This window comes from Thermanaerothrix sp. (genome assembly GCF_056331585.1).
In genome coordinates this window covers 14,665-39,671 of the sequence record NZ_JBWGPQ010000004.1, presented here as the reverse complement: position 1 = coordinate 39,671, position 25,007 = coordinate 14,665, and the positions used below count along the sequence as shown (strand labels likewise).

Below are 25,007 nucleotides of genomic sequence, written 5' to 3'. Positions count from 1 at the left end.
GCCTAGAATTGACTCAGAAAACGGACATCGTTTGCCCAGAAGTAGCGGATATCTTCAATGCGATGGAGCAGCATGGTGATGCGCTCCACCCCCATGCCAGCCGCAAAGCCGCTGAATTCCTCGGGATCGTAACCGCCATTGCGTAGCACGGTTGGATGCACCATACCACAGCCCAAGATCTCCAACCAGCCGGAACCTTTGCATACTGTACAGCCCTTGCCGCCGCAGACAAAACACTCCACATCCATCTCTGCACTGGGTTCGGTGAAGGGAAAGTAGGAAGGACGCAAGCGAGTACGGGCCTGTTCGCCAAAGAGGCGGCGGGCAAAGGTGTTCAGTGTGCCTTTCAGATCACTGAAGGTGATATTGTGCCCGACTGCTAAAACTTCCACCTGGTTAAACTGAATCTCCGAGCGAGCGCTGATTTGCTCATAGCGGTAGCACATACCCGGCAAGATGACCCGAATGGGCTCCGGCGCCCGCTCGCGCATGACGTGAATCTGCCCCGGCGAGGTATGAGTACGCAACAACACACCGGGGGTCGTGGTATAAAACGTATCCCATAAATCCCGCGCCGGGTGGTGTGCCGGCATATTCAGGAGTTCAAAATTGTAGGCATCGGTCTCCACCTCGCGGCTGCGATAGACCTGAAAACCCATCTCGGCAAAGATGTGCACAATGCGCCGCAAGGTGCGGGTAGTGGGATGCAAACCGCCTAATTCGGGACGGCGCCCGGGCAGGGTGACATCCAGGCGCTCGCTTTCCAAGGCCCGATGCAGGGCTTCAGCGCGCAAAGCCGCTTGACGCTCTTCGAACGCGGCTTCCAGGGCTTGTTTGACCTGGTTGGCGCGCTGACCTACTTGGGGGCGCACATCTTTGGGTAGTTGCCCCAAGCGCGAAAAGACCTGCATCAACGGCGCATTGCGTCCCAAGTAGGCAACCCGCCAAGCCTGCAAAGCGACTTCGTCTGCGACATTCCGCAAATCTTCCAGTGCTTTGGCCTGCAAGACCTCTAACTCTTGAATTTCGGGAACTTCACCCATCGTGCAACCTCCACGAAATAAAAAATCCCGTCCCGGCCAGGGACGGGGTTTCAGCCCGCGGTACCACCCTGATTGGCTGTGTCTCCACAGCCCACTCGACCAACAGCCATCCATAACACAGCGATTGGCGTGCCCGCTAACGGGGGCCAGGCGGCTCAGACTACTTACCTGCGCGGTTTTAGGCTGGCGTAAGGCAGGTTTCCCCTGAGCAGCTCGGGAGGGAACTTCGACCGGGTTCCGGCGAGTTGGGGTTACAGCCTATGCCCCAACCTCTCTGGCGCCTTCCGCCGACCTACTTTCCTCCGTCAGCGCCATTGTGCTATGTTTAGAAGTATAGCACAAACCTGGCTTTATTATCGGCAAAAGCAGGGGGTTGTCAAGGGCGTTGCCATAATTCCCTGCTTGGGCTAAAATCCTAAGCACCATGGGTTGGGAGATTTGGGGTCACACCGGGGCAGTCAATCTGCTCCAGGGGCATCTAAAACAGGGGCGCGTCCGTCACGCTTATCTTTTCTGTGGTCCGCAGGGCGTAGGACGGCGTACCCTGGCTCTGCGCTTCGCCCAAGCCCTTAACTGCCCCCAACCCATCGCTCCAGGAGAACCCTGCGGCACCTGCCGCACCTGCCGCCAGATCGCCCAAATGAGCCATCCCGATTTACTCCTGGCGCAAGTGGAAAGCGGTAGCACCCTGAAAGTGGATCAGGTGCGTGCCTTGCAGCATGATCTACAATTAGCGCCTTACGAAAGCCGCTACCGCGTGGCGCTTTTGTTAAACATGGAGCGCGCCACGATTAGTGCCCAAAATGCCCTGTTGAAGACCCTGGAAGAACCTCCCGGCCAAGCCGTCTTACTACTCACCGCCGATACACCCGAAAGCCTGCTCCCCACCATCGTCTCACGCTGTGAAGTGTTACGCTTACGTCCTCTCCCCCTTGCGGATCTCGCCCTCATCCTAGAACAAGAACGTGGGCTTCCTCCCGATTGGGCACGCGAACTGGCTCACCTTTCCGGGGGGTGCCCGGGCGTGGCGCTTCACTATGACTCTGAACCCGAGCGTTACCAGGAACACCAGCACTGGCTTCAAGAGGCTCTCTATTTACTCGGACAGAAACGGGTGGAACGCTTTCAATATATTGAGAATCTGAGTAAAGACCGGGATCAATTCCGGGCTGTGCTTCGGGCCTGGATCACTCTCTGGCGCGACCTTTTGCTCTGCACCACGAATGCTGATGTCCCCCTGACCAACCTGGCATTTGAATCTACCCTCCGCGCTCTGGCCCGCTCTTTGGATTCGCGGCAGGTCACCCGCTGTCTGGCCGCTCTGGAACAAGGGATGTCCTATTTGGATGCGAATCTCAATGCCCGCTTGCTGGGGGAAATTCTCCTTTTGGGCTGGCCCTACTTAAACCCGGAACTGACCAACGCTTCGGGATAAAATCACCCCCCCAAGATTCACCTGAGTCATGCTATAATTACGACAATTATAGTCATATTATCTTCCTACAAGGAGTGGCCCCATGTACCCCGAAGCCGAATTTGATGCCTGTGGTTGCGGTGGGCAGTGCGGTTGCAGTAGCGAGCACGGCTCGATGATCGCCCTGACCCGTGAGGAATACATTCAGCGCCTGGAAGCCTATCTACGGGAACTGCGAGCCGAGATCGAGGCAGTGGAGCGTGAATTGGCCGAACTTCGTCAGGTAGCCTAGCTCTTCTCTGATCCCCTTCAGTCCGCGCCATAAAAAGAGGATGCGGGTCATAAATCACCATGTATCCATGATAAACGGCGCTTGACAAAGCGCCGTTTGGGTTTAAAATTGCATTCGTTATGTTGAATATAGAGGACGGCAATACCTTAACTGAGATTTACAACCCACTGGCAGAGGTTTTTCGCGCACTCGCACACCCGGCCCGCCTGGCTATTTTAGACCTGCTGCGTGAGGGAGAAGCCTGTGTTTGCCATATTGAGACAATGTTGGGATTGCGGCAGGCATATGTCTCGCAACAACTTATGCTCTTGCGCCAAAGTGGGCTGGTAAGCATGCGACGCCAGGGGTGGAATGTCTTTTATCGCGTCAGTGATTCGCGTATCTTCGAGGTGCTGGAGCAAGCGCGTTCGCTGCTGCCCGCTCCCCTGCCCGCCCTTCCTCGAACCGAAACGCTCCAATGCACCTGTCCAAGGTGTCGCGTCGGGTCTAAACCGGCCTGAGATGCACCTTTTCCATTCCATTATGGCTCACGGAGGACCTCAATGCTGGACATCAAAGTGCTTGGCCCCGGTTGCACCAACTGCAAACGCCTGGAAGCCCTGACCCGTGCCGTTGTGGCTGAATTGGGCTTGCAGGCCAATATCGAAAAAGTTGAGGATTTTGACGCCATCTTGAATTACCCCATTTTGGCAACCCCGGCCCTGGTCATCAACGGGCGAGTGGTGTGCTCTGGCCGTGTCCCATCTCGGGCTGAGATTGCTAAATGGCTAACCGTAACCGTAAGCGTGTAAGGCTCCTTCCTGCGGGCTAATTCGCCCGCTTTTATTTAGCGAATTAGTATTCTAATTTTTGAATAATACATCGAGAGGTTACAGATGGACTGGTTTTCAACCCTACAATCTTTGCTCTGGTCAGGGTGGGTCAGCTTGCTGGACTACCTGGCTGCCCACGTGCTCTTATGCCTTTTGCCAGCCTTTATCATCGCCGGTTACATGAGTGCAATGATCCCTAAAGAAGCCATCACCCGTTATTTAGGCCCAAAAGCGCCTAAGTGGATCAGTTACCCCGCCGCCGCCTTCGGTGGATTCATTCTGGCCGTTTGCTCCTGCACCATTCTGCCGCTTTTTGCCGGCATTTGGAAGCGCGGTGCCGGGCTCGGCCCAGCGGTAACGTTCCTGTTCGTCGGGCCTGCCATCAACATCCTTGCCCTGACCTACACGGGAGCGGCCATCGGTTTCGATATCGCCCTCGCTCGTTTGATTCTGTCCATTTTCTTTGGCATCGTCATCGGTCTGCTGATGGCCTGGATTTTTCGCCGCGAGGAATCAGCCATTGCTGCCAATGCCGATCTCTTTGCCACGGAGGCTAAGGTCCGACCTGCGGTATGGGTGACCTTTGGGCTCCTGATTGCTATCCTGATCGCCGGCACCTTGCAAATCCCCGCTCTGACCAATGTCTATGTCACGTTACACCTGCCCTGGCAAATACCCTCAGGCCTCCTTACTGCTCTCACTCAAGCCAATTTGACTCTACAAGGTGCCACGCTGATCGGCTTGCTTGTGATCATCGCTTTTCTAGCCTGGAAAGGATTTGAATCCATTTTCGATGGCATTTCAGGCTGGACGGTCGCCGCGGTGATTGCCATTGCCATGACCATCTTGCTGGCGGCACCGCTGACCCAAAGCGGTAGCCTGATCATCGGCCTCAACGGACGCTTCTTTGCCATCTTCATCCTCCTTGTTACCACGGGTTGGGTGGCGGCACGCGCTTTCGATCAGGACGATTTGATCAACTGGATTGCCGAAACCTGGAAATTTGTCAAGCAAATCTTTCCCTTATTGATCGTGGGCGTCTTCCTCGCCGGAATAGCGAAGGGTCTGATCCCTGAGGCTTGGGTGCGCGCTGTGGCCGGACAAAATACCCTCTGGGCAAACCTGGCCGGTGTACTCTTCGGCGTCTTCATGTACTTCCCCACCCTGGTAGAAGTGCCGGTAGCGCGCATGTTCCTGGATTTAGGCATGGCACGCGGGCCGTTGTTGGCCTACCTGTTGGCAGATCCTGAACTTTCACTGCAATCCATCTTGGTGCTAAACGGTGTTATGGGCCGCAAAAAAACCGCCACCTATGTCACCCTGGTCGCGATTTTGAGCACCCTGGCTGGATATCTCTTCGGCGCCTTCCTGGCCCATTAGGACTAAAACCATAACCCTGGAGGAATATTAAATGAGCCAATTCGTGATCATCCTGGGCATATTAATGCTTTCGTTCCTCTCGGGAATGCTGGGCCTGGGCGTAGCCTTTGCAGCCATCCCCTTCCTGGGGCTCTTCTTCAACGATCTGGTACATCAAATCCAGCCCCTGAGTCTGTTGCTCAACGGCCTGACGGCTTCGTTTGCCGCCGCTGGTTTCGCGCGCAGCAAACTCATTGACTGGCCCAAAGCCCTAACCTTGAGCCTGATAACGACCGCCTCCGCCCCGATTGGCGGATATCTGGCGCGCTTTATTCCTCAGTTTTACCTGTGGGCCATTTACGTGGGCGCTGTTTCCTTCCTGGCTTACCGGCTGTTTCGCCCTGTTCAGGGCAGCAGCGGTGGCGCCCCCAATATAAGGCTTGCCTATGCCCTGGCCATCCCCATATCCATTCTGAGCGGATTGTTAGGAGTGGGACCGGGATTCTTACTCATGCCCACCTTGATCCTAGTGGGATTGGATAGCAAGCAGGCCGCTGGCGTCAATGCCATCGCCGTCATCCCACCCTCGTTCTCGGCGCTCATCCCACGCTTGAACGGTGCTCAATGGTCTCCCGAATTGGCCATTCCTTTGCTAATTGCCGGTGGAGTGGGAGCATTCCTGGGCGCACGAGTGACCAGTCTTTATGTCCCCAGCCACCGTTTGCGCCAGATTTTCGCCGTAATGATCGTTTTGGTAACTCTCTACAAGTTATATACGCTCATGGCTTGATTTCTGAGGGGGGTGAGCGGAAACAGATCGCTCGCGCAGGGCCTGATAGGCCGCATCCCCGAGCAGATAGCGCAACTCCTCGGCGAATAAATCCAGGAGGGGTTGCGCTTTTTCGGCCCAGCGCAAACAACTGGCCGCCTCTTCCGCCAGGAGCGCTGCCTCGTCTAAAGTAATACGCCCCTCTTCATCCAGGTCCAATGGGTGTAAGATGCAATAAAACGGCTTGAAACGCCAGGGGTGATAGCCGGCCGCCTCCCCAGCGACCTGGAGGGCACATTTATAATCCGAGCGTAAAAAGACACAAGCGCTGCCGGCGTAGTGGGTTGGATCGGGATAAACTCGCGTATGCACCACCCGCCCACTGGGGACAAAAGGATCCTCTTCGCAGCGGCCATCTACCCAGCGCACAGGATCACGGCGCTCTATTGGCAAATAAGGTAAGATTAAATTAACATGGGCTAAAATGTCGCGCCATTCGGCCTCATCCAGCCACACTCCATAGGCGCAACAAGCTGCCTGACATTGAGGCCAGCCACAACGCTGAAGGGGCTCACTCATCAAAAGCCGTGGGGTAATCTGTTTGATCATGGCATTCATTTTATCGTATTATGAGAGAAACAGGAGGTTGCGATGAAACTAGCTGTGGGCGCCGATGAACGCACCTACGTTGTAGAAGAAGTGCTCAAATATCTTGAAGCCGAGGGGCACCAGGTCACGTACTACGGCCCTGCCGTAGGCGAAAGTTACACCACCCCCGAGACCTATTGGCCGGCTGTGGCGCGCCGCGTCGCTGAGGCGGTGGTCAAAGGCGAGGCCAATGAGGGCATCCTATTCTGCTGGACTGGCACCGGGGTTAGCATTGCCGCCAACAAAGTCCGCGGCATTCGGGCTGCGCTGTGCGTGGATGCTGAAACCGCCCGCGGCGCCCGCCTGTGGAACAACGCCAACGTGCTTTGCCTCTCTTTGCGCTTGACATCGTGGCCGGTTGCCAAAGAGATCCTAACCACTTGGTTCCAAACCCGTTATCAGCCTAACCCCACTGATGACACCTGTCTGGCACAAATTGCGGAATTGGAGAGGACATCCACCTTATCGCTATAAATTTTCTATTGTATTGGTGCGTGCATTGGGGCAAAAAAATCTGTAAAATAGGTTAAACGTGTGAAAAGGAGGCCCCATGCCAACATTAGATGAGGTATTAGCCGTCATTTTAGGAGGTGGTCGAGGGACGCGCCTTTTCCCTCTGACGCTTTTACGGTCTAAACCCGCGGTGCCAATCGCCGGAAAGTACCGCCTGATTGACATCCCCATCAGTAACTGCATCAACTCCGGTATCTTTCGCATTGCCGTGCTGACGCAGTACAACTCGGTCTCCTTACACCGCCACATTACCAATACCTATCAATTCGACAATTTTCACCGTGGCTGGGTGCAGATTTGGGCCGCCGAGCAGACCCTTTCCAGCAGCGATTGGTATCAAGGCACCGCCGATGCCGTACGTAAGCAACTCTTCGAAATTCGCGCCACCCGTGCCCGCTACGTGCTCATCCTGGCCGGCGATCATCTCTACCGCATGAACTACGCCCCGATGTTCCGCCAGCACCTGGAAAGCGGTGCCGAGATCACCGTTGCGGTGAAGCCCGTTCCCACGTCCGAAGCCCCTCGCTTTGGCATTCTCAAGCGCGATCTCACCGGGCGCATCGTCCGCTTCGCCGAAAAGCCCAAGGATCCTGAGTTGCTGGCCGAAATGGTCAGTCGCGATGACCCCGAACGCCCTTACATCGGTTCGATGGGGATTTACCTCTTCAACATTGAAACCCTGATTAAACTTCTAGAAGAACATCCCGAATTTGATGACTTCGGTGGCGAGGTTATTCCCTACGCCATCAATTATCATCACGTATATTCCTACGATTTTGATGGCTATTGGGAAGATATTGGAACCATCCGTTCGTTTTACGAGACCAACCTCGCCCTGACCGATCCGAATCCACCCTTCAATTTCTTCGATCCCGAGTTTCCCATTTACTCGCACCCCCGCTTCCTGCCCGGCTCCACCATTGAGCGCAGCGTCTTGGAAAACGTTCTGCTCGCCGAAGGGTGCTGTATCCGCAATGCCGAGATTCGCCGCTCGGTGATCGGGCTACGCAGCCGCATCCGCAATGGTGCGCGCATCGAGAACACGGTGCTAATGGGCGCTGATTATTACGAAAAAGTGGGTTGCGAAGATTACGATGAGACCATGCTGAGCACGGTACCGATTGGCATTGGGCCGGGTTGCGAGATTTCCGGCGCCATCATTGATAAAAATGCTCGCATTGGCCGTGGCGTGATCATCCGCCCCTTCCCGCGCGGCACCGACCTGGATGGCAACGGATGGGTAGTGCGCGATGGCATTGTGGTCATCCCCAAAGACGGGATCATTCAGCCTGGCACGTACATTGGCCCGGAGTTGAAGCCTCCGGAACCTAAGGCACAGGTAGTGGAAACGGAAAAAATTTAGCCCGTACCAGGGCCCAAAACTACTCTCATTTCTGATACGACCCGAGGGGGCGGGGAATTTATGCTTCATTTAGCAGAGAGGGGTAGAATTAAGCAGGGACTGCCTGGGCGGGATTTTTATCCCCTCACCGGGATAACTTATGTCCCTTTCACGTCATTTTAGGGAGATGTTGCATGACAGTTCCGATCGCCAAAACCGCCGAAACGCCCTCCGCAACCCTACCGCCTTCGGATTTGAATATCGCCTGGCATGCCCTCAACGCTCATGAGACCGTCCGACGCCTGCGCACACCTTTAGAAACCGGTCTGACCAGCGAAGAAGCCAAGCGTCGTCTGGCGCAATTTGGACCAAACCAACTGGTTGAGCCCAAGCGTCGCACCTTCCTGCAAATGGTGATCGGGCAATTAAATAATTTCGTGGTCATCTTGCTCATTGTGGCAGCCATCATATCCGGCGCTATCAGTCTTTCTCAAGGTGAACCATTGGTGGATTCCGCTGCTATTATCGCTATTGTCGTCTTGAACGCTGTGCTCGGCGTTATCCAAGAAAGTCGCGCGGAGCAGGCCCTGGCTGCCTTACGGCAGTTAGCAGCCCCCGAAGCCCAGGTACTGCGGGATGGACGGCGCCAAACCATCCCCGCGCGGGACCTGGTGCCCGGCGATATCGTCTTTTTAGAGGCTGGCAACTACGTCCCGGCCGACCTGCGCTTGCTCGAGGCTGTCAACCTACGCATCGAAGAAGCCGCTCTGACCGGTGAGTCGGTGGCAGTTGAGAAAGACGCGACCAGCCTGCTCCAAGAGGATGCGCCCCTTGGTGACCGCAAGAATACGGCGTTTATGGGCACTTTGGTGGTCTATGGCCGCGGACGCGGGGTGGTGGTCAGTACCGGCATGCGCACGCAACTGGGTATGATTGCCACCATGCTTCAAACTATGGAAGAAGAAGAGACGCCCCTCCAGCGGAAACTTGACCAACTAGGTAAAACCCTGGGCATCGCCGCCCTAGTCATTTGTGGGCTGGTTTTCCTCACTGGCATCCTGCAAGGCGGGAATATTTTGGAGATGTTCATGGTTGCCGTTAGTCTGGCCATTGCTGCCGTGCCCGAGGGTCTACCCGCCATTGTCACCATCAGCCTGGCATTAGGCATGCGCGAGATGATTCGCCGCCATGCCCTGATCCGCCGCCTCTCGTCAGTTGAAACCCTGGGTTCGGCTACGGTGATCTGTTCGGACAAGACCGGCACCCTCACCCAAAACGCTATGACCGTCAGGCGTTTGTGGGTAGACGGCACGTTCATTGATGTGAGCGGACATGGCTATAGCCCCCAAGGTGAATTCAGCATCCATGGACAGCCGTTGGATTTTAACCAATACCCCGCAGTTCTCACCGCACTGTGGATCGGCGCGCTCAATAACGACGCCGTTCTCGAAGTGAACACCAACAACGGTGAAAATGCCTACCGCATCGTGGGGGATCCTACCGAAGGGGCATTGTTGGTCGCGGCGGCTAAAGCCGGCGCGCTCCCCGAACAACTGCAAATGGCCTATCCCCGCAAAGAAGAGGTGCCCTTTGATTCGGTGCGCAAACGCATGGTCACCGTTCACGCCGTGCGCGCCCCCCGCCCTGAGGACGCCTCACCGTTCAGCACTGAAGTGGCACCCGATCTGCACGTCGTCACCGTCAAGGGCGCACCAGATGAGGTACTCCGTCTGTGCCGCTATTATCAGGATCGTTACGATCAACCTCAACAGCTCGATGACACTGCTCGCCAGCGCATTCTGGCCGCCAACGATGCCATGACCCGTGAGGCGCTACGAGTCCTGGGCGTCGCCTACCGTGTCATTCCGGCGCTCCCGGAGCAAGCGGATCCTGAAGCCCTGGAACGCGACCTTGTCTTTGTAGGCTTAATCGGCATGATAGATCCGGCCCGCCCCGAGGTGATCCCTGCGTTGCAAAAAGCCGCCCGTGCCGGCATCCGTACCATCATGATTACCGGCGATTACCCGAACACCGCACGCGCCATTGCCGAAACGATTGGGCTGTTACGGCCTCAGCATCAGGTCTTAACCGGTGCTCAGTTGGATGCCATGGATGACGCTATGCTGCAGCGCGAAGTTCAGCGCACCGATGTTTTTGCCCGCGTTTCGCCCCAACATAAATTGCGCATCGTAGAAGCCCTCAAAGCCAACGGCGAGATCGTAGCCATGACCGGGGATGGCGTCAATGACGCCCCCGCCATCAAACGCGCCGATATCGGCATTGCTATGGGCATCACCGGCACCGATGTGGCGAAAGAGACCGCAGACATGGTGTTGACTGATGATAACTACGCCAGCATTGTTGCCGCCGTCGAGCAAGGGCGCATCATTTACAGCAATATTCGCAAGTTCGTCTATTACCTGATCTCATGTAACCTCGCGGAAATCTTTATTATCTTTCTTCCCACCGCCTTCGGGCGCTGGCTCTTTCCAGCCCTAGGGCGCGTCCTCTCGCCCCTTTTGCCGATCCAGTTGCTCTGGCTAAATTTGATCACCGATGGCGCGCCGGCATTGGCCTTAGGCACCGAAAAAGGCGACCCCGATATTATGCAGCACCCGCCACGTCCACCCAAGGAACCCATTATCAACCGGTTCATGCAAATTGGCGTGGCCGTGCAAACCGTAGCCATCACGGTGGCTACCCTCATCGCCTTCAGTCTGGGCTTGCGTGAGGATACCACCCTGGCCGGCACACTGGCCTTCGTCACCCTTTCCAGTTCTGAATTGCTACGGGCTTACACCGCGCGCTCCGAACGTTATCCCCTGCTCAAAATCGGTTTGTTCAGCAATCGCTGGATGAATCTGGCCGTGCTCAGTTCGCTGGCTTTGTTGCTCATGGTCGTGTATGTGCCGTTCTTCAACCCCATCTTCGCCACCGTCCCGCTCTCATGGGCGCAGTGGAAACTCATCCTGCCCTTGATCTTCCTGCCCGCGGTAGTGGCCGAGATGACCAAGGTTGTGTTAAGCGCGCGTAAGGCGTAGTCTGGGTTAGCAATGATACAATTATTAGTGAGAGACTCAATCCATCATCCTATGGAGGCAGGTTTGACGCACACCCTCACCATCGCGATCCCTATGGCCGGCTGGGGCACGCGCATGCGCCCCCATACCTGGAGCAAGCCCAAACCCCTACTCCCTCTGGCAGGTAAAACCGTTTTAGATTACGTCTTGGCACAGTTCAACAGTGTGCCCGCCTCTTTCAAAATCGAATATGTTTTCATTGTCGGGCCCGGGCAGCAAACCGCCATCGAAGCCCACATGCAACAGCACCATCCTGACCTCACCGTACACTACGTGGTACAAGAGGTCATGCGTGGACAATCAGATGCGCTCCATCTGGCACGAGAGTATCTGCACGGCCCCATGCTCATGGCATTTTCAGACACGCTGATCGAAACCGACCTCTCATTCCTCGCCCACACCGACGTGGACGGTATTGCCTGGGTCAAACCGGTGCCAGATCCGCGGCGCTTTGGGGTCGCCGAGGTAAACGCTGAGGGCTGGGTAACCCGCCTGATTGAAAAGCCTCAAGACCTTTCTAACAACCTGGTGGTGGTGGGTTTTTATTATTTCCGCAGTGGCGAAGCCCTAGTGGCAGCTATTGAAGAGCAGATACAACGCGGGTTAGCATTGCGCGGTGAGTACTTTCTGGCCGATGCCATCAACATCCTACTCGAACGCGGCGCCCGCTTCCGCACCCAAAAGGTGGACATCTGGCTGGATGCCGGGATCCCAGATGCCCTTTTAGAAACCAACCGATACTTGCTTGAACACGGGCACGATAACAGCGCCGAAGCTATCCAGCGCGCCGGTGTCGCTGTGATACCACCGGTTTACGTCCACCCCGAAGCCCAATTGAACCATGTTGTGATCGGACCGCACGTGTCTGTCGGACGGGGCTGCGTCTTGGAATCCTGCGTGATTAGTGATAGTGTGCTGGATGAAGAATCTCACGTCCGTAATACGGTGCTAACAGGTTCTCTGTTAGGGCGGCGGGTGCGCTTCGAGGGAACGCCCTACCGCCTGAATCTGGGAGATGACGCATGGGTGAAATGAACCCCGATCCGGTCGAATGCCACTCCGGATATGAGTACGCCGAACGCCCGCTGGCGATTCATTGGGAGGGAGAGCGCCTTGAAATCGAGGCCATTGAAGACCGGTGGCGCATCCCCGGCGGTAAATGCTTTCGCGTCCGCGTGCGTGATGGACGGCGCTTTGAGTTGTTTTATGGCGAACTTTATGACGAATGGCGGGTTAACCTGTTATAAGATCTTACTGTAAGAAGGAGCCAGAGCCTATGACCTCCACGTCTTCTACCCTCCCCACGGCCTCTACCCGCACCACATACCTCTCGCAACGGGTGGCCAGCCTCAAACCCTCCGGCATTCGGCGTTTTTTTGACATCGCCGCTACCATGAAGGATGTCATCTCCTTGGGCATCGGTGAGCCCGATTTCGACACCCCACCCTCCGTCATCGAAGCCGGCATCCAGGCCCTGCGCAACGGCCAGACCCACTACACATCGAACGCAGGCATCCTCGAACTACGCCAGGCCCTAGCTGCGCACCTGGAACGGCTCTACGGCGTGAGTTATGACCCCCAAACCGAGATCATCATCACCGTGGGTGGTTCAGAGGCTCTCTACCTGGCAGCAACGGCCTTGCTCGACCCCGGTGATGAAGTGATCATCCCTACCCCGTGTTTCGTTTCTTATCAGGCCCAGGTCTATCTGGCTGGCGGGGTACCGATCGAGATCCCCTGCCGTATGGAAGACAACTTTGATGTCAACCCCCAGGCGATTGAAGCCGCCATCACACCCCGTACCAAAGCCATCTTGATCGGCTTTCCCAATAACCCCACCGGCGCCGTGGCTACCCGCGAGCGCCTGTTAGAAATCGCCCGCCTGGCCGAGAAACACGATTTGATTGTGATCTCGGATGAAATCTACGACCGCCTGGTTTACAGCGGGCACCAACATGTGTGCTTCCCCTCCCTGCCGGGGATGAAGGGGCGTTCCTTGCTCTTGGGTGGGTTCTCCAAAGACTACGCCATGACCGGTTGGCGCATCGGCTATGCCTGCGGGCCTCAGCACCTGATGCAGGGGTTGCTGCGCGTGCACCAATACACTGTGATGTCGGCACCAACCATGTCTCAGATTGCTGCCCTCACCGCGCTTTACGATCGTGATGAGGCAGTGCAGATGATGGTTGAGGAATATGACCGCCGCCGCCGTCTAATTGTCAGCGAATTGAATCGGATGGGCTTACCCACCTTTGAACCCAAAGGGGCTTTCTATGCCTTTCCCAAGGTGAGCGTTACCGGTCTGGATGATGAAACCTTTGCCCAGCGTCTGCTCCAGGAAGAGCACGTCGCCGTGGTGCCAGGATCGGCGTTCGGTGCCGGTGGTGAGGGGTTTGTGCGTTGTTCCTACGCCACTGCCTACGAGAAGATCGAGGAAGCCTTGCGCCGAATCGAACGCTTTTTGAAGCGGTTGTAAACCCGGCCTGCGCCAATATTCCCAATCTGACCCCAAAAGGCGTGATATAATCCGCCGATAATCACGGCCTTGGAGGAGACACCATGACCTATCAGTTGATTCAGATTCCCCAGGGTGGGGAGGCGATTCGTTTTACTGAAGGGCGCTTACATGTGCCCGATAATCCAATTATCCCCTATGTTGAAGGGGACGGCACTGGGCGCGATATCTGGCGTGCGGCGGTGCGTGTTTTTGATGCCGCCGTTGCCCGTGCTTACGGAAGCCGCCATAAAATTTACTGGATGGAGGTTTATGCTGGAGAGAAATCGTTCCGCCAGTTCAACACCTGGTTACCGGATGAAACGCTTCGTGCCTTCGAGGAGTTCCGCGTCGGCATTAAAGGCCCTTTGACCACGCCCATCGGTGGGGGCATTCGCTCGCTCAATGTCGCGTTACGTAAAGCCCTGGATCTCTACGTTTGCCTGCGCCCAGTGCGCTATTTTAAGGGCGTGCCCTCACCCGTACGCCAGCCTGAATTAGTGGATATGGTCATTTTCCGCGAGAACACTGAGGATATTTACACCGGGATTGAGTTTCAGCACGGCACACCGGAGTCCGAGCGCTTCAAGGCTTTACTGCGGGAACACTTCCCGGATCAGTTTGCCAAGATCCGCTTTCCGGAAACCGCTGGATTCAGCCTCAAGCCCATCTCGGTGCAGGGCACCGAGCGCCTGGTGCGCGCCGCCATCCGCTGGGCATTAGAGAACCGCCGCCGCAGCGTGACCCTGGTGCACAAAGGCAACATCATGAAATTCACCGAGGGCGCTTTCCGCGATTGGGGCTATGCGTTGGCTAAGCGCGAGTTTCGCCACCAAATCGTCACCGAACGGGAATCATGGATACTGGCTAACCGCGAGCAAAACCCTGACCTAAGCATTGAAGAAAACGCTCGTTTAATCGAACCGGGATACGACATGCTCCCGCCAGAGCAGCAAGCCAAAGTGCGCGCCGAGGTTGAAGACACCCTGGCCACACTCTGGCCCACCCATGGTAACGGGCAGTGGAAACGCCTCTTGCTGGTCAAGGATACGATTGCCGATGTGACCTTCCAGCATGTGCTTACTCGCCCGCGCGACTTTGACGTCCTCGCCACTCCCAACCTCAATGGCGATTATCTCTCCGATGCGTTAGCCGCCCAGGTTGGGGGAATTGGCATCGCTCCTGGCGCGAACATTAATTTTGAGAGTGGGCACGCTATTTTTGAAGCCACCCACGGCACCGCTCCTAAATATGCCGACCTGGATAAGGTTAATCCGGGCTCGGTGATCCTCTCCGGTGAAATGATGTTGCGTTTTCTCGGCTGGCATGAAGCGGCGGATCTGATCATCAAGGGTATGGAAGGCGCCATCGCTGCCCGCACCGTTACCTACGACTTCGCCCGCCTGATGCCTGATGCCACCGAGGTGCGCTGTTCTGAATTTGGGGATGCGATTATCCGCCACATGGACGACTGAATTGACCGCCCCCCGCTCCATAGGTTATCTGCTTTTTGCCCGCTGAAAATTCCTGCGCAATTTGACTTGAATGCACAAATTATTTTCGCTACAATGAAATACACATTAATAATCATACAGGGAGCATGTTGCACGTGGGCTAAACACCGTGGAAAAGGAGCGCGCAATGGACGTCATCAAGGTCAAGGCTAATTCCCGCACCGCAGCCGTAGCAGGAGCCATCGCCGGCGTAGTCCGCGAGCACAAACGGGCCGAGGTGCAGGCCATCGGCGCCGGCGCCGTCAATCAAGCCATCAAAGCATTGGTGCTGGCCAGGGGGTATTTGATGGAGGATGGAATCTCCATCGTATGCATCCCCGAGTTTGTGGATGTGGACATCGAGGGCAAAATCCGCACCGCGATCAAATTGATCGTCGAACCACGCTAAACCCGAGCGCTCCACACAAAGGTGCAGGGGTCAGGCCACTTCTGCGGGGTCAAAACGGACTTCTTCTTTGCCGGTCAGTTTTTCTTGCACCTTTTGCAAGACTAATTCAAAGTGGCGTGGGCGCGCGACATAGTCCAGGTCGTCGGCAGGCACTGTCAGGACCGGACATAGGGTGAACCCTGCCACCCACGCCTCATATAATGCATTGAGTCGTTCCAGGTACATCAAAGGAATTTCGCGCTCGTAGGGACGGCAACGCTGGGCAATGCGCCGCTGGAGTGTCGCCGTTGAGGCCCGCAAGTAGATCATCAGATCCGGCGGGGTCAGGCAATCGCACGCGGCCTGGTAAAGCGCGCGGTAGGTGGCATAATCCCGTTCGCTTAGAGCACCTTGCAGATAAAGGCCCTGGGCAAAGATCTCGGCATCCTCATACAAACTGCGATCCTGCACCGCCGAATTGGGACTGCGCTGGATTTGAAGATGGATGCGCAGGCGGTGCGCCAGAAAGAAGACCTGCGAATGAAACGCCCAGGCCTGCATATCGCGGTAAAAATCGCCCAGATAGGGGTTTTCCACCTCAGGTTCGTAGTACGGTTGCCAACCCAGGCGTTCGCACAATAAACGCACCAGGGTAGATTTGCCCACCCCGATGTTACCCGCCACGATAACATATTTCTTCATTTGCTGAGTTTTCCCGCCAGTTCCAGGTCAATAACTTGTTGGAAAACCTCAAACGGCTGTGCGCCAATGAGGGCAATGCCATTGATAAAGAACGTCGGCGTGGAATTGATCCCCAGGTCAGCGGCATAGGTGTAATCGCCCTCCACCTCGGCCTGATAACGCCGTTCATCCAGACAGGTGGTGAACTGATCGAGGTTCAGATTCAGGCGCTTGGCATATGCTAAATACGTCTCTCGCCCCAATTCCTGCCCACCACTAAAGAGCAAATCGTGAAACTCCCAGAACTTACCCTGTTCGTGGGCGCAATTAGCCGCTTCAGCCGCCGGGGCCGCTTCGGGGTGAATGCTGTAAAGCGGAAAATCGCGGTACACCAGGCGCACCTTGTCGCTATAAGCGGCCTGGATTTTCGGCCAGACCTGCACATGCCAGCGCTGACAATACGGGCATTGAAAATCGCTGAACTCGATAATCGTGATGGGAGCATTTTCCGGTCCCAAGACCGGATCATCATCCACCGGAACGTCGTAACGCGTCACCTGGCGTGGGGCATTGGCTTCAGCCTGCTGCGCCACCAGTTGCGCTTTTAAATCGGCCACCTGGCGCCCCCAAATGCCGTAACCCGTGACTAAACCCAGCAGAAAAACAACTAGACCAAGGCCTAAAATTCCCCACCAGGGCAAAGGTTTACGCGAAATTACCGCCGATGACGTTGCGGGAGATGACGTAGTCTCAAGAGATAAGGGTGAATCATTCATTGTCATTCTCCGTTGATTCCTCGGCTTCAGAATCGGGCACTAAACCCAAACGGCGCGCTTCCTCATAGGTGAGGGCTTCAGGGGTAAGCAAAGAAACCGCTTCGTCTTTCACGGCGGCTTCCCAAAAGGCATCAATCACCTGCGGATCAGCAGGGAGTGACGGTTGTTCCAGGCTTTCCACCAAGGGTTGAAGTTCGGCGGCTTCTACCGGTAGCACCTCTACCGGCACAACTTCAGCGTCCACGCCGGAGGGCAGTGTCAAGGGCGGCTCTGGAGGTGGCGGCGCTGTAGTAACGGTGAGATAACCCACCCCCATCTCATCCAAAATGCGTGCGACCTCTTGCGCCGCTTGGAGCACGGCCTCAAAGACCAACGGCAATCTCACCACACTCTCGTTCGCGGGAACGACCAGCACCAACGCAAACACCCCCACCGGCGCCAAGAGAAGGTCCACCTCGGCGCCTTTGAACGCTGTGACCCCTTGCGGCGGGCCAGGACGAATCAGGCGCGAGACTTTAATCCCAGCGCTGAGCGCCACCATTAAGGGTGGGATCCATTCACTTTCAAAATAAGCCGGCAGCCATTCCCCGGCCTGGGCGACAATGTGCCCTCGATCATCCAGTAAAAAGACCGCATGGGCGTTTAAGGTCTGACGTAGACGCCCCAGGCGCGCTGCCAGCCGGAGTGTTTCCTCCCCTGTACTGGGTGCAGTTTCGGCGGGCGGGGGTGGTGCGGTAGGCATCCTCAACACCTCGGCCACCGCATCCAGAAAGGTGTTTATACTGAGGGGCTTACGCAGAAAACGCACTGCGCCAACTTCTTGTGCGCGCTGCGCCAATCCTTCCTCAGTAAGCGCCGTGATTAAGATGCAGGGCGTTTGAGGAAAGCGTTGATGTAACTTCTTGACCAGGTCAAAACCCGACATCCCCGGCAAGCGAATGTCGGCAATTATCAGGTCAGCACCCTGGCGGGAAACATCCAGCAGGGCTTCCTCGGCCGAAGGTACGACATGAATCTCCAACGCTGGATCAAGGGTCAATAGGGCGCTGCGTAACATGCGCCCTAATTCCAGTGTATCCTCAACAATCAACACCCGCCGCGCGGCCATCGGCTTTTCCCTGATTGGTTTCAGTTGTGGCTATTATACAGGATTTTGCCACCTTTAGTCGGGTCTGAAAGACCTTTTATCCTCTGCTTCAAGCGGGGTACGACGACCGCGAGGATGCTGAGGGGAGCCACTGCTCTGCCCCAAGCCCGGGGGCCGTGGTAATGCCGTCATTGTCCGGTGGGAGTGGAATGAATAAAGGATAACCATCCGGCGCGACCTCGCTCATCACAATGGTGACACCAAACGCCCGGCTCAGCACCTCCGGCTGAAGTACCTCTTGCGGCGTGCCCCATGCCCACAAACGCCCTGCCACCAAAAGCGCCACCCGATCCGCATAACGAACGGCGTGGTTAAGATCATGCAGCACCATCAATACCCCCCGCCGTGGGAACGATGAGGTGGCGCCATTGTCGGCCAAGTGGCGCAGGTGCGCCAGCAGGGTCACCTGATACTGCAAATCCAAGTGGGTGGTAGGTTCATCCAAGAGCAGAAAGGGCGTCTGTTGCGCCAGCGCGCGCGCCAACAGTACCCGTTGCACCTCACCGCCAGAGAGTTCGTCCAGGCGGCGTTCAGCTAAGTGGGTGGCTTCCACTTGTGCTAGGGCTTGGCGGGCTATGCTTTCGTCCTGAGGTGAAATCTGTCCTAGGATATTCAAGTAGGGCGTGCGCCCTAATAACACCGTCTGCCAAACAGTGAAGACGGTGGGTAATTGGCTGATCTGCGGCACCACCGCCAGGTAGCGCGCCCGTTGCGCGGGCGAAGCCCGCCCTAAATCAAAATCACCAATGTGGATTTTGCCATCATCGGGCATGAGCAAGCCGCTGATCGCCCGGATCAATGTAGATTTACCAGCACCATTGGGGCCAATCAGCGCCACAATCTGCCCGCGTTCCAGACTGAGCGAAACATCCTCCAAGACGCGCCGTCCTTGTAAGACGACCGTCACATTTTCAACCGACAATCTGCCAGCCGCCTCCGGGTTAACCGGCACTGACGTTACCTTCCTAACGTTTAGGTTCACGCTATCACCTCCCTTAAGCGCGCCTGCAGCCATGCCGTGGTCTCTAACAGTGAAGGACCATCGTGAATCAGGTTCTGCCCGCGCTGTACCGTTGAGACGATCACCCGCAGATCAGGAAGCATCTTATCCCACCCGCGCTCGCACTTCAACGGCTCTGCATCTACCGGATATTCCGGTTCGGAGAAGAGCACCCACACCTGCGGCCGCGCCGCCACCACCGCAGTTAGATCCAACGGCAGGTAAGCCGCCGCACGATTGCTAAAAATATTATGCCCTCCAGCCGTCTCAAGCGCATCATGGATAAACGTCAACGCACCGGGCGTGCGCGGGTGTGGTCCAAACCAGAGTTCAGCATAAACCCGTGGACGAGGTTGAGGCACACGCGCGGTTACCTCTGCCCAACCCGTCTGCCAGCGCGCCACCAATGTACGCGCCGCCTGGACGTCGTCCAATAAGCCGCCCAGCGCAATCACATTCTCCCATATGCCATAGATGCTATTAGGCAGTGGTAGTACAAACACGGGCCATCCCTGGCGCACAAGATTTTGTGCCAAAGGGCGCTGCACCCCCGTGGTCAGCAAAATGAGGTCCGGCTGTAACTCGTGCAAAAGAGATTCATCTACATGTAGATAATCACCCACGACCGGCACACTCAAGTTGGGCACATAACGCCCACAATAAGCGGATACCCCAACCACCCGCTCACCGCACCCCATAGCAAACAATGCCTCCGTCCATCCCGAAACCAGGCTCACCACCCGCTGTGGGGGGTAGCGAAACTCTACCCTCTGCCCTAACGCATCACAGAACAAACGGCGCTTTGTCATCTTAACCGATCCCTTGGGTTTTGCTACGTCGCAAGAGCCAAAGGAAGAACGGCGCACCCGCCAGAGCCGTAATGACCCCTACCGGCAGTTCCTGCGGTGCAAGCAACACCCGCGCCAACACATCCGCCAGCAGTAATGCCGCTGCCCCACCCAAGATACTGTGCGGGATCAACGCCCTATAATCCGGGCCAAAAAGCAGACGCATAACATGAGGAACAATGAGTCCAATAAAACCGATGATCCCGGCAAAGGCGACCGCGGCGGCAGTGCTGAGAGCAGCTGCCAGCAAGATGACCATGCGCACACGCGCCACGTTCAAACCCAACTGCTGCGCCTGCTCATCCCCAAACTGCAAGACGTTCAACGCATGCCCGCTGATCATTAACCCGCCTAACCCGGTCAGAAGGTAAGGCAACATGACACCTACGGCCTGCCATCCCCCTAAGGCAGCGCCCCCCAGCAACCAGGCCAGCGCACGCCGCAGTTCACCCGTAGAGCGCAACATCAGAAACGACGTTAAAGCCGAGGCAAAGGATGAAACCGCCACCCCGGCCAGGATCAGATTCGCCATCGGCAACGCCTGCCCACTACGTGCTAGAGCCATCACCACCAGCACCGTGATCATCGCAGCGAGGAAAGCCGCCGCCGGTACAGCCATCAAACCCCAAAACGAATAGGGCCAGCGCAAACTCATGGCCAGCACCGCCCCCAAACCAGCCCCCGAAGCCACCCCGATCAGATAGGGATCGGCAAGAGGGTTGCGGAAAAGCCCTTGATAAGCGGCACCACTTCCACCCAGGGCAGCGCCGGTCAACGCAATCAACACCGTGCGCGGCAGGCGAATGTCCCACAAGATTGTTTGATGCGCGGGATTCGCCGCTTGGCCAAACAATGCCCGCCAGATTTCCCCCAACGGGATGCTCACGGCGCCAATGTGCACGCTCAGCACTAGCGCCGCACCCAGGGCAAGGATTAGGATGATCCAAGAAGGGGTCTTCTTCATCATTGGCAAAATTGCGGCCCTATCCTGATCCCACCATCAGGATAGGGCCAAAAGGACTTATTTGAAGATTTCAGGGTGTAAGATTTTAGCCAGGTTCTCCAGCGCATCCACCAGACGCGGGCCAGGCCGACTGATGGTGTCGTCATCAAAGGGGATGACCCGCCCTTCTTTGACCGCACGCAGGCTGCCCCATCCGGGACGTTGGGCTACGCTTTCCGGCGTGGTGCCCCATTTGGCATCCCCCAGCAGGATAATATCAGGATCCGCCGCCACAATTTGCTCCAGGCTCATCTGCGCCCAAGCGCTATCGAGCTCAGCAGCGATATTCATGCCTCCAGCGCGGGCTATCAGCGCATCATGGAATGAGCCAGGACCAGCCGTCCAGGGTTTGGCCGGGTCTTGAGAAGCATCCAGTTCATAAAAGACCGTCGGCTTCCGGTTGATGGTGGCAACCCTAGCATCCACCGCCGCCACCCGCGCTTTAAGGCTCTCGATCAGGGCGGTGGCCTCTGCCTCCCTCCCAATCAGCCGTCCGACCACCTCAAGATTGGCATATAGGTCTTCCAGCCCGACCGGGTTAGGTACCAGGAAGACTGTCAAGCCAGCATCTTCGATCGCCTTGACCTGTTCAGGGGATTGAATCCCAGCGGCCAGCACCAGGTCTGGCTGGAGAGCCACCAGTTGTTCTAGGTTGAGCGTCTCCCAAGTGGAACCAATATCGGGCACCGTGGTAACTTCAGGGGGAAAATCCGAAAATGAATCGCGCGCGATCACCTGACCCGCAGCGCCTAAAGCAAACAAAATCTCGGTATTCGAAGGCGCCAGCGAGATGATGCGCTGAGCTGGGGCGTCCAGCATCACCACCCGCCCCAAGCCATCCGTGGCGGAGATTTGGGCAGGGGTGGAGGTGGCAACAACCGTAGGTACCAACGTTGCTGTTGGCAGGTCTATCCGAGCTTCAGTCACAGTTGGCGTCACCACAGGCGTGGCCGAAACACAGGCTGTCAGCATCAGAATTGAGAATAGAGTCAGAGCTAGAAAACGGGATAATGGTTTCATTGCTGGTATCTCCACAAAAAGGGAACTTTTGAAGTGAAAGAATAACTTGCAGGGCTTGAAGCAAAGCCCAGTACACATGGCCAAAAGGCCAGTCGGGTGGATTCAAATTCGCGTCATCATCGTTTCATCCGCGGCTCCAGCATTCAAAACACGACCTCCCTGTCGGGATGACAGGGAGGTGAGAAACCAAGGCTGCCAGAGCGTCGTTCCCACCTCCTTTCCACGAGAGGTTGGCGAACCCCTACCAGGCGGGCGACCTGGCTTGGAGGACCTTAGCCCTCCTCACAGTTGCGGGACAGCACCGGACTTGCACCGGTTTCGCCTTTAAGCCGCTCCATCCGGGGAGACAGGCACCCGGCAGGTATTATGAGGTTGTCAAACTGAGATGATTGTAAGCGCGGGCGATGTTCTTGTCAAGAAAAGGATTGCCAAAACGGCTCTTCCCGACTATAATAACGCATGTCTCGGGGCGTGGCGCAGCCCGGCTAGCGCGCTTGCATGGGGTGCAAGAGGTCCTGGGTTCAAATCCCAGCGCCCCGACCAATAAAACCTGATCCTATTTCCCTTCATCACGGCTCGCACAAGAGCCGTTTTTTAATCTTCGACATAAAGATTACTATCCCCTGACATTGAACAGACAACCGGCATTAAGGGGATAATTGAGCATATTCCCTAAATCCATAACCTGCTATAATCACTTTAGCGGGGTTGTATCGCGTGTCATAACTCCCTACCCTTAACATGTGTTTGCCCTCTTAAGGAACTTTCCGGAGGGATTTGACGTCATTATTTGGATGGATGCCCTGGATTTATCCCACTTGATTTCTTTAAGGTAGGAGGAGAAGTATGAGGAAAATATCCCCTTGGGTCACAATGATTACGCTCGTCCTGGCGTTACTCATCGCCGGGTGTTTCCCCCTAGGACCGCGTCCCAGCGGCAACCAAGCCGCTACTTACGCCGCCCAAACCGTGGAAGCGCGCTTGACCGAAATGGCTTTGCAGACCCTGATCGCCCAATTAACCGTCACACCGGCCATCCCCAGCCCCATCCCTACCGCTACACCGCCCCCCCAAGAGACCACGGCCACAACCTTGCCCCCCACTGCTGCACCAACCGCTCTGCCGACCCCGGCGCCGGCAACGCCGACCGCCACACCCATTCCCTGTAACTGGGCCAAGTTCATCAAAGATGTTACCGTGCCCGACGGCACGGAGTTCCGCCCTGGCGAGAGTTTCACTAAGACTTGGCGCCTGCAAAATATTGGTTCCTGCACCTGGACGGCCGATTATGCCCTGGTGTTCGTCAACGGTAACGCCATGGATGGACCCGCTTCTCAGAAGTTGAACACTACCGTTCGCCCAGGCGAAACCGTGGATATCTCGGTTAATCTGAAAGCCCCCACCAATCCCGGCGATTACACCGGTAATTGGAAACTACGCAGCGCCGACGGGGTGGTCTTCGGCTTGGGACGCAATGCCGATCAGTCCTTCTGGGTCAAAATCAAGGTGAAGCAACCCTCTCAGGTTGCATACGACCTGGCGGCGAACTATTGTGCTGCTGAATGGCGCACCTCAACTGGCGTACTAACCTGCCCTTCGAGCGGGATTGACACCACCAACGGCTCGATCACCATTAACAACGCGCCTAAACTGGAAGGTGGCCGCCAAGAAGATGAACCGGCGATCATTTCCGTTCCCTCCTCAGGGGATGGCGGCTTCATCAGTGGTAAATTCCCGGTCTTCAAGATCGCCAAAGGCGACCGCTTTAAGGCCATCATCGGCTGCTTGGACGGTGCTCCGAACTGCAACGTCATGTTCCAGTTGAACTACATTGCCGATGGCGGCACTGAGCAAAATCTGGGCTCGTGGAACCAAACCTCAGATGGAAAGTGGGAGTCCCTTGATATTGACCTGAGTAGTCTGGACGGCAAGTCGGTACAGTTCATCCTCAAGGTGCTCAATAACGGGAACTCCCAAGATGATCTGGCCTTCTGGCTGGCGCCGCGCGTTGTGCGCTAAACCTTTCACCCGGCCCTCCCAACCAGATGAGGGCCAGGACTTTCAACCAAGGGCCAAAAGCCCAGGAGTAAAAAATGAAATCCTTGTTCTCTTCTCAAACCCGCCTGCGTCTTCCTAGGGCTAGCCTTTGGTTTGACCTAATGCTCATCGTTGTGCTTGCCCTTCCTTTGCTACTTCCAACCGGGTTGGTGCAAGCCTATACCGGTTATCCCACCTTGGATGTCGTCTCGGTAAAGCCGGATGAATCGGTCACCATTAAAGTGGTCAATCTACCCCCCAATCAAACCTTCACTGTGCGCATGAGCAAAATCGGCACCCGTGCTATCGGGGGCATTGAGGTCGGACAGTTCACGTCGGGTAGTGGCGGTACTCAAACTCTTACGTTCAATATCCCCGCTGCGCTCAGAGGATTGCGCCAGATTTCCATCCGCATGGACAGTAAGCCCGGTGGGTACTTTGCCTACAACTGGTTCTACAACACCGCTACCGCAACCCCAGGGCCCACGGCCACCCCTGGCTCTACCCCCACCCCAAAACCCACTCCAAGCGGGTATACCGGCATCCCCACCTTCACCATCCTGAGCGTGGTCGCGGACGAAAAAGTCACCATCCGCACCCATAACTTTCCCGCCAACCAGTCCTTCACCGTACGCATGGGCAAGTACGGCACCAAGGGTATTGGCGGCATTGTTGTCAGGAGCAGTGAGTCGGGCAAAGGTGGCGTGCTGGAATTCACCTACACTATCCCGGCGGAATTGAAGGGTCAAAGTCGCATCGCCATCCGCATGGATAGTCCCGCCGGCTATTATGCCTTTAACTGGTTTTGGAACAATACCTACCCCTAGACCCCTTCCCTAAACAAAACC

At 56.4% G+C, this 25,007-nt stretch carries 25 protein-coding genes, 1 tRNA gene, 1 riboswitch and 1 other annotated feature; of the genes, 17 read left to right on the top strand and 9 right to left on the bottom strand.

What is annotated here, in order from left to right:
* Positions 1 to 2: 2 nt before the first annotated feature.
* The gene (gene pheS, locus AC01YT_RS02820; protein ID WP_476672702.1) at positions 3 to 1,043 is read right to left on the bottom strand and encodes a phenylalanine--tRNA ligase subunit alpha; all 1,041 of its coding nucleotides are present in this window, start codon (positions 1,041 to 1,043) and stop codon (positions 3 to 5) included.
* Between the two features lie 35 nt (positions 1,044 to 1,078).
* Positions 1,079 to 1,361: a binding site (T-box leader), on the bottom strand.
* A gap of 106 nt (positions 1,362 to 1,467) precedes the next feature.
* Between pheS and holB the strand changes: the two genes are divergently transcribed.
* The 6 genes from holB to AC01YT_RS02790 all read left to right on the top strand — a co-directional run bounded on the left by holB (position 1,468) and on the right by AC01YT_RS02790 (position 5,710).
* On the top strand, positions 1,468 to 2,478 hold the full coding sequence (gene holB / locus AC01YT_RS02815; protein WP_476672701.1) for a DNA polymerase III subunit delta': 1,011 nt from the start codon (positions 1,468 to 1,470) through the stop codon (positions 2,476 to 2,478).
* An 82-nt stretch (positions 2,479 to 2,560) separates the two neighbouring features.
* A complete protein-coding gene (locus AC01YT_RS02810) occupies positions 2,561 to 2,749 on the top strand; it encodes a hypothetical protein (RefSeq protein WP_315625493.1) in 189 nt (62 codons plus the stop codon).
* 119 nt (positions 2,750 to 2,868) lie between these two features.
* Complete coding sequence (locus AC01YT_RS02805) at positions 2,869 to 3,249, top strand: ArsR/SmtB family transcription factor (protein ID WP_476672700.1); 381 nt, start codon at positions 2,869 to 2,871, stop codon at positions 3,247 to 3,249.
* A gap of 42 nt (positions 3,250 to 3,291) precedes the next feature.
* A complete protein-coding gene (locus tag AC01YT_RS02800; RefSeq protein WP_476672699.1) occupies positions 3,292 to 3,540 on the top strand; it encodes a thioredoxin family protein in 249 nt (82 codons plus the stop codon).
* Positions 3,541 to 3,624: 84 nt separating this feature from the next.
* Positions 3,625 to 4,941 carry a permease gene (locus tag AC01YT_RS02795; RefSeq protein WP_476672698.1) on the top strand — a complete coding sequence of 439 codons (1,317 nt, stop codon included), beginning with the start codon at positions 3,625 to 3,627 and terminating at the stop codon, positions 4,939 to 4,941.
* Positions 4,942 to 4,972: 31 nt separating this feature from the next.
* Entirely contained in the window at positions 4,973 to 5,710 is a 738-nt protein-coding gene (locus AC01YT_RS02790) for a sulfite exporter TauE/SafE family protein (protein ID WP_476672697.1), read from the top strand.
* On the opposite strand, the gene AC01YT_RS02785 is transcribed toward AC01YT_RS02790, so the two are convergent.
* The gene (locus tag AC01YT_RS02785) at positions 5,690 to 6,298 is read right to left on the bottom strand and encodes a DUF3109 family protein (protein WP_476672696.1); all 609 of its coding nucleotides are present in this window, start codon (positions 6,296 to 6,298) and stop codon (positions 5,690 to 5,692) included. The genes AC01YT_RS02790 and AC01YT_RS02785 overlap by 21 nt on opposite strands.
* Before the next feature lie 42 nt (positions 6,299 to 6,340).
* Here AC01YT_RS02785 and AC01YT_RS02780 point away from each other — a divergent pair, with 42 nt between their 5' ends.
* The 8 genes from AC01YT_RS02780 (at position 6,341) to AC01YT_RS02745 (ending at position 15,668) form a co-directional block, all read left to right on the top strand.
* Positions 6,341 to 6,811: an RpiB/LacA/LacB family sugar-phosphate isomerase gene (locus tag AC01YT_RS02780; RefSeq protein ID WP_476672695.1), complete on the top strand. Its 471-nt coding sequence runs from the start codon at positions 6,341 to 6,343 to the stop codon at positions 6,809 to 6,811.
* Between the two features lie 76 nt (positions 6,812 to 6,887).
* Positions 6,888 to 8,213 (top strand): glucose-1-phosphate adenylyltransferase, encoded by a 1,326-nt coding sequence (locus tag AC01YT_RS02775; protein WP_476672694.1) that lies wholly within the window; start codon positions 6,888 to 6,890, stop codon positions 8,211 to 8,213.
* A 173-nt stretch (positions 8,214 to 8,386) separates the two neighbouring features.
* Positions 8,387 to 11,233, top strand: coding sequence for a cation-translocating P-type ATPase (locus AC01YT_RS02770; protein ID WP_476672693.1), 2,847 nt, complete (start codon positions 8,387 to 8,389; stop codon positions 11,231 to 11,233).
* 63 nt (positions 11,234 to 11,296) lie between these two features.
* A complete protein-coding gene (locus tag AC01YT_RS02765) occupies positions 11,297 to 12,307 on the top strand; it encodes a sugar phosphate nucleotidyltransferase (RefSeq protein WP_476672692.1) in 1,011 nt (336 codons plus the stop codon).
* Entirely contained in the window at positions 12,295 to 12,519 is a 225-nt protein-coding gene (locus AC01YT_RS02760) for a hypothetical protein (RefSeq protein WP_476672691.1), read from the top strand. The genes AC01YT_RS02765 and AC01YT_RS02760 overlap by 13 nt, the downstream gene beginning before the upstream one ends.
* Before the next feature lie 29 nt (positions 12,520 to 12,548).
* Complete coding sequence (locus AC01YT_RS02755; protein WP_476672690.1) at positions 12,549 to 13,748, top strand: pyridoxal phosphate-dependent aminotransferase; 1,200 nt, start codon at positions 12,549 to 12,551, stop codon at positions 13,746 to 13,748.
* A gap of 83 nt (positions 13,749 to 13,831) precedes the next feature.
* On the top strand, positions 13,832 to 15,241 hold the full coding sequence (gene icd / locus AC01YT_RS02750; RefSeq protein WP_476672689.1) for an NADP-dependent isocitrate dehydrogenase: 1,410 nt from the start codon (positions 13,832 to 13,834) through the stop codon (positions 15,239 to 15,241).
* A gap of 166 nt (positions 15,242 to 15,407) precedes the next feature.
* Positions 15,408 to 15,668 carry a stage V sporulation protein S gene (locus AC01YT_RS02745; RefSeq protein ID WP_054520204.1) on the top strand — a complete coding sequence of 87 codons (261 nt, stop codon included), beginning with the start codon at positions 15,408 to 15,410 and terminating at the stop codon, positions 15,666 to 15,668.
* A 30-nt stretch (positions 15,669 to 15,698) separates the two neighbouring features.
* On the opposite strand, the gene AC01YT_RS02740 is transcribed toward AC01YT_RS02745, so the two are convergent.
* From AC01YT_RS02740 to AC01YT_RS02710, 7 genes are all read right to left on the bottom strand, one after another.
* On the bottom strand, positions 15,699 to 16,349 hold the full coding sequence (locus AC01YT_RS02740; protein WP_476672688.1) for a deoxynucleoside kinase: 651 nt from the start codon (positions 16,347 to 16,349) through the stop codon (positions 15,699 to 15,701).
* Entirely contained in the window at positions 16,346 to 17,104 is a 759-nt protein-coding gene (locus AC01YT_RS02735; protein WP_476672687.1) for a DsbA family protein, read from the bottom strand. Before AC01YT_RS02735 ends, AC01YT_RS02740 begins: the two co-directional genes overlap by 4 nt.
* The gene (locus tag AC01YT_RS02730) at positions 17,097 to 18,212 is read right to left on the bottom strand and encodes a response regulator (protein WP_476672686.1); all 1,116 of its coding nucleotides are present in this window, start codon (positions 18,210 to 18,212) and stop codon (positions 17,097 to 17,099) included. Before AC01YT_RS02730 ends, AC01YT_RS02735 begins: the two co-directional genes overlap by 8 nt.
* An 88-nt stretch (positions 18,213 to 18,300) precedes the next feature.
* Complete coding sequence (locus tag AC01YT_RS02725; RefSeq protein ID WP_476672685.1) at positions 18,301 to 19,233, bottom strand: ABC transporter ATP-binding protein; 933 nt, start codon at positions 19,231 to 19,233, stop codon at positions 18,301 to 18,303.
* Positions 19,230 to 20,060: an ABC transporter substrate-binding protein gene (locus AC01YT_RS02720; protein WP_476672684.1), complete on the bottom strand. Its 831-nt coding sequence runs from the start codon at positions 20,058 to 20,060 to the stop codon at positions 19,230 to 19,232. The genes AC01YT_RS02725 and AC01YT_RS02720 overlap by 4 nt, the downstream gene beginning before the upstream one ends.
* A gap of 1 nt (position 20,061) precedes the next feature.
* The gene (locus tag AC01YT_RS02715) at positions 20,062 to 21,066 is read right to left on the bottom strand and encodes a FecCD family ABC transporter permease (RefSeq protein ID WP_476672683.1); all 1,005 of its coding nucleotides are present in this window, start codon (positions 21,064 to 21,066) and stop codon (positions 20,062 to 20,064) included.
* Positions 21,067 to 21,120: 54 nt separating this feature from the next.
* Positions 21,121 to 22,122, bottom strand: a complete 1,002-nt coding sequence (locus tag AC01YT_RS02710) for an ABC transporter substrate-binding protein (protein WP_476672682.1) — start codon at positions 22,120 to 22,122, stop codon at positions 21,121 to 21,123.
* Positions 22,123 to 22,352: 230 nt separating this feature from the next.
* Positions 22,353 to 22,495, bottom strand: a riboswitch (cobalamin riboswitch).
* Positions 22,496 to 22,587: 92 nt separating this feature from the next.
* On the opposite strand from AC01YT_RS02710, the gene AC01YT_RS02705 reads away from it, so the two are divergent.
* The 3 genes from AC01YT_RS02705 (at position 22,588) to AC01YT_RS02695 (ending at position 24,986) form a co-directional block, all read left to right on the top strand.
* A tRNA-Pro gene (locus AC01YT_RS02705) sits at positions 22,588 to 22,665 on the top strand.
* A gap of 303 nt (positions 22,666 to 22,968) precedes the next feature.
* Positions 22,969 to 24,141: an NBR1-Ig-like domain-containing protein gene (locus tag AC01YT_RS02700; protein ID WP_476672681.1), complete on the top strand. Its 1,173-nt coding sequence runs from the start codon at positions 22,969 to 22,971 to the stop codon at positions 24,139 to 24,141.
* 74 nt (positions 24,142 to 24,215) lie between these two features.
* A complete protein-coding gene (locus AC01YT_RS02695; RefSeq protein ID WP_476672680.1) occupies positions 24,216 to 24,986 on the top strand; it encodes a hypothetical protein in 771 nt (256 codons plus the stop codon).
* Positions 24,987 to 25,007: the final 21 nt, after the last annotated feature.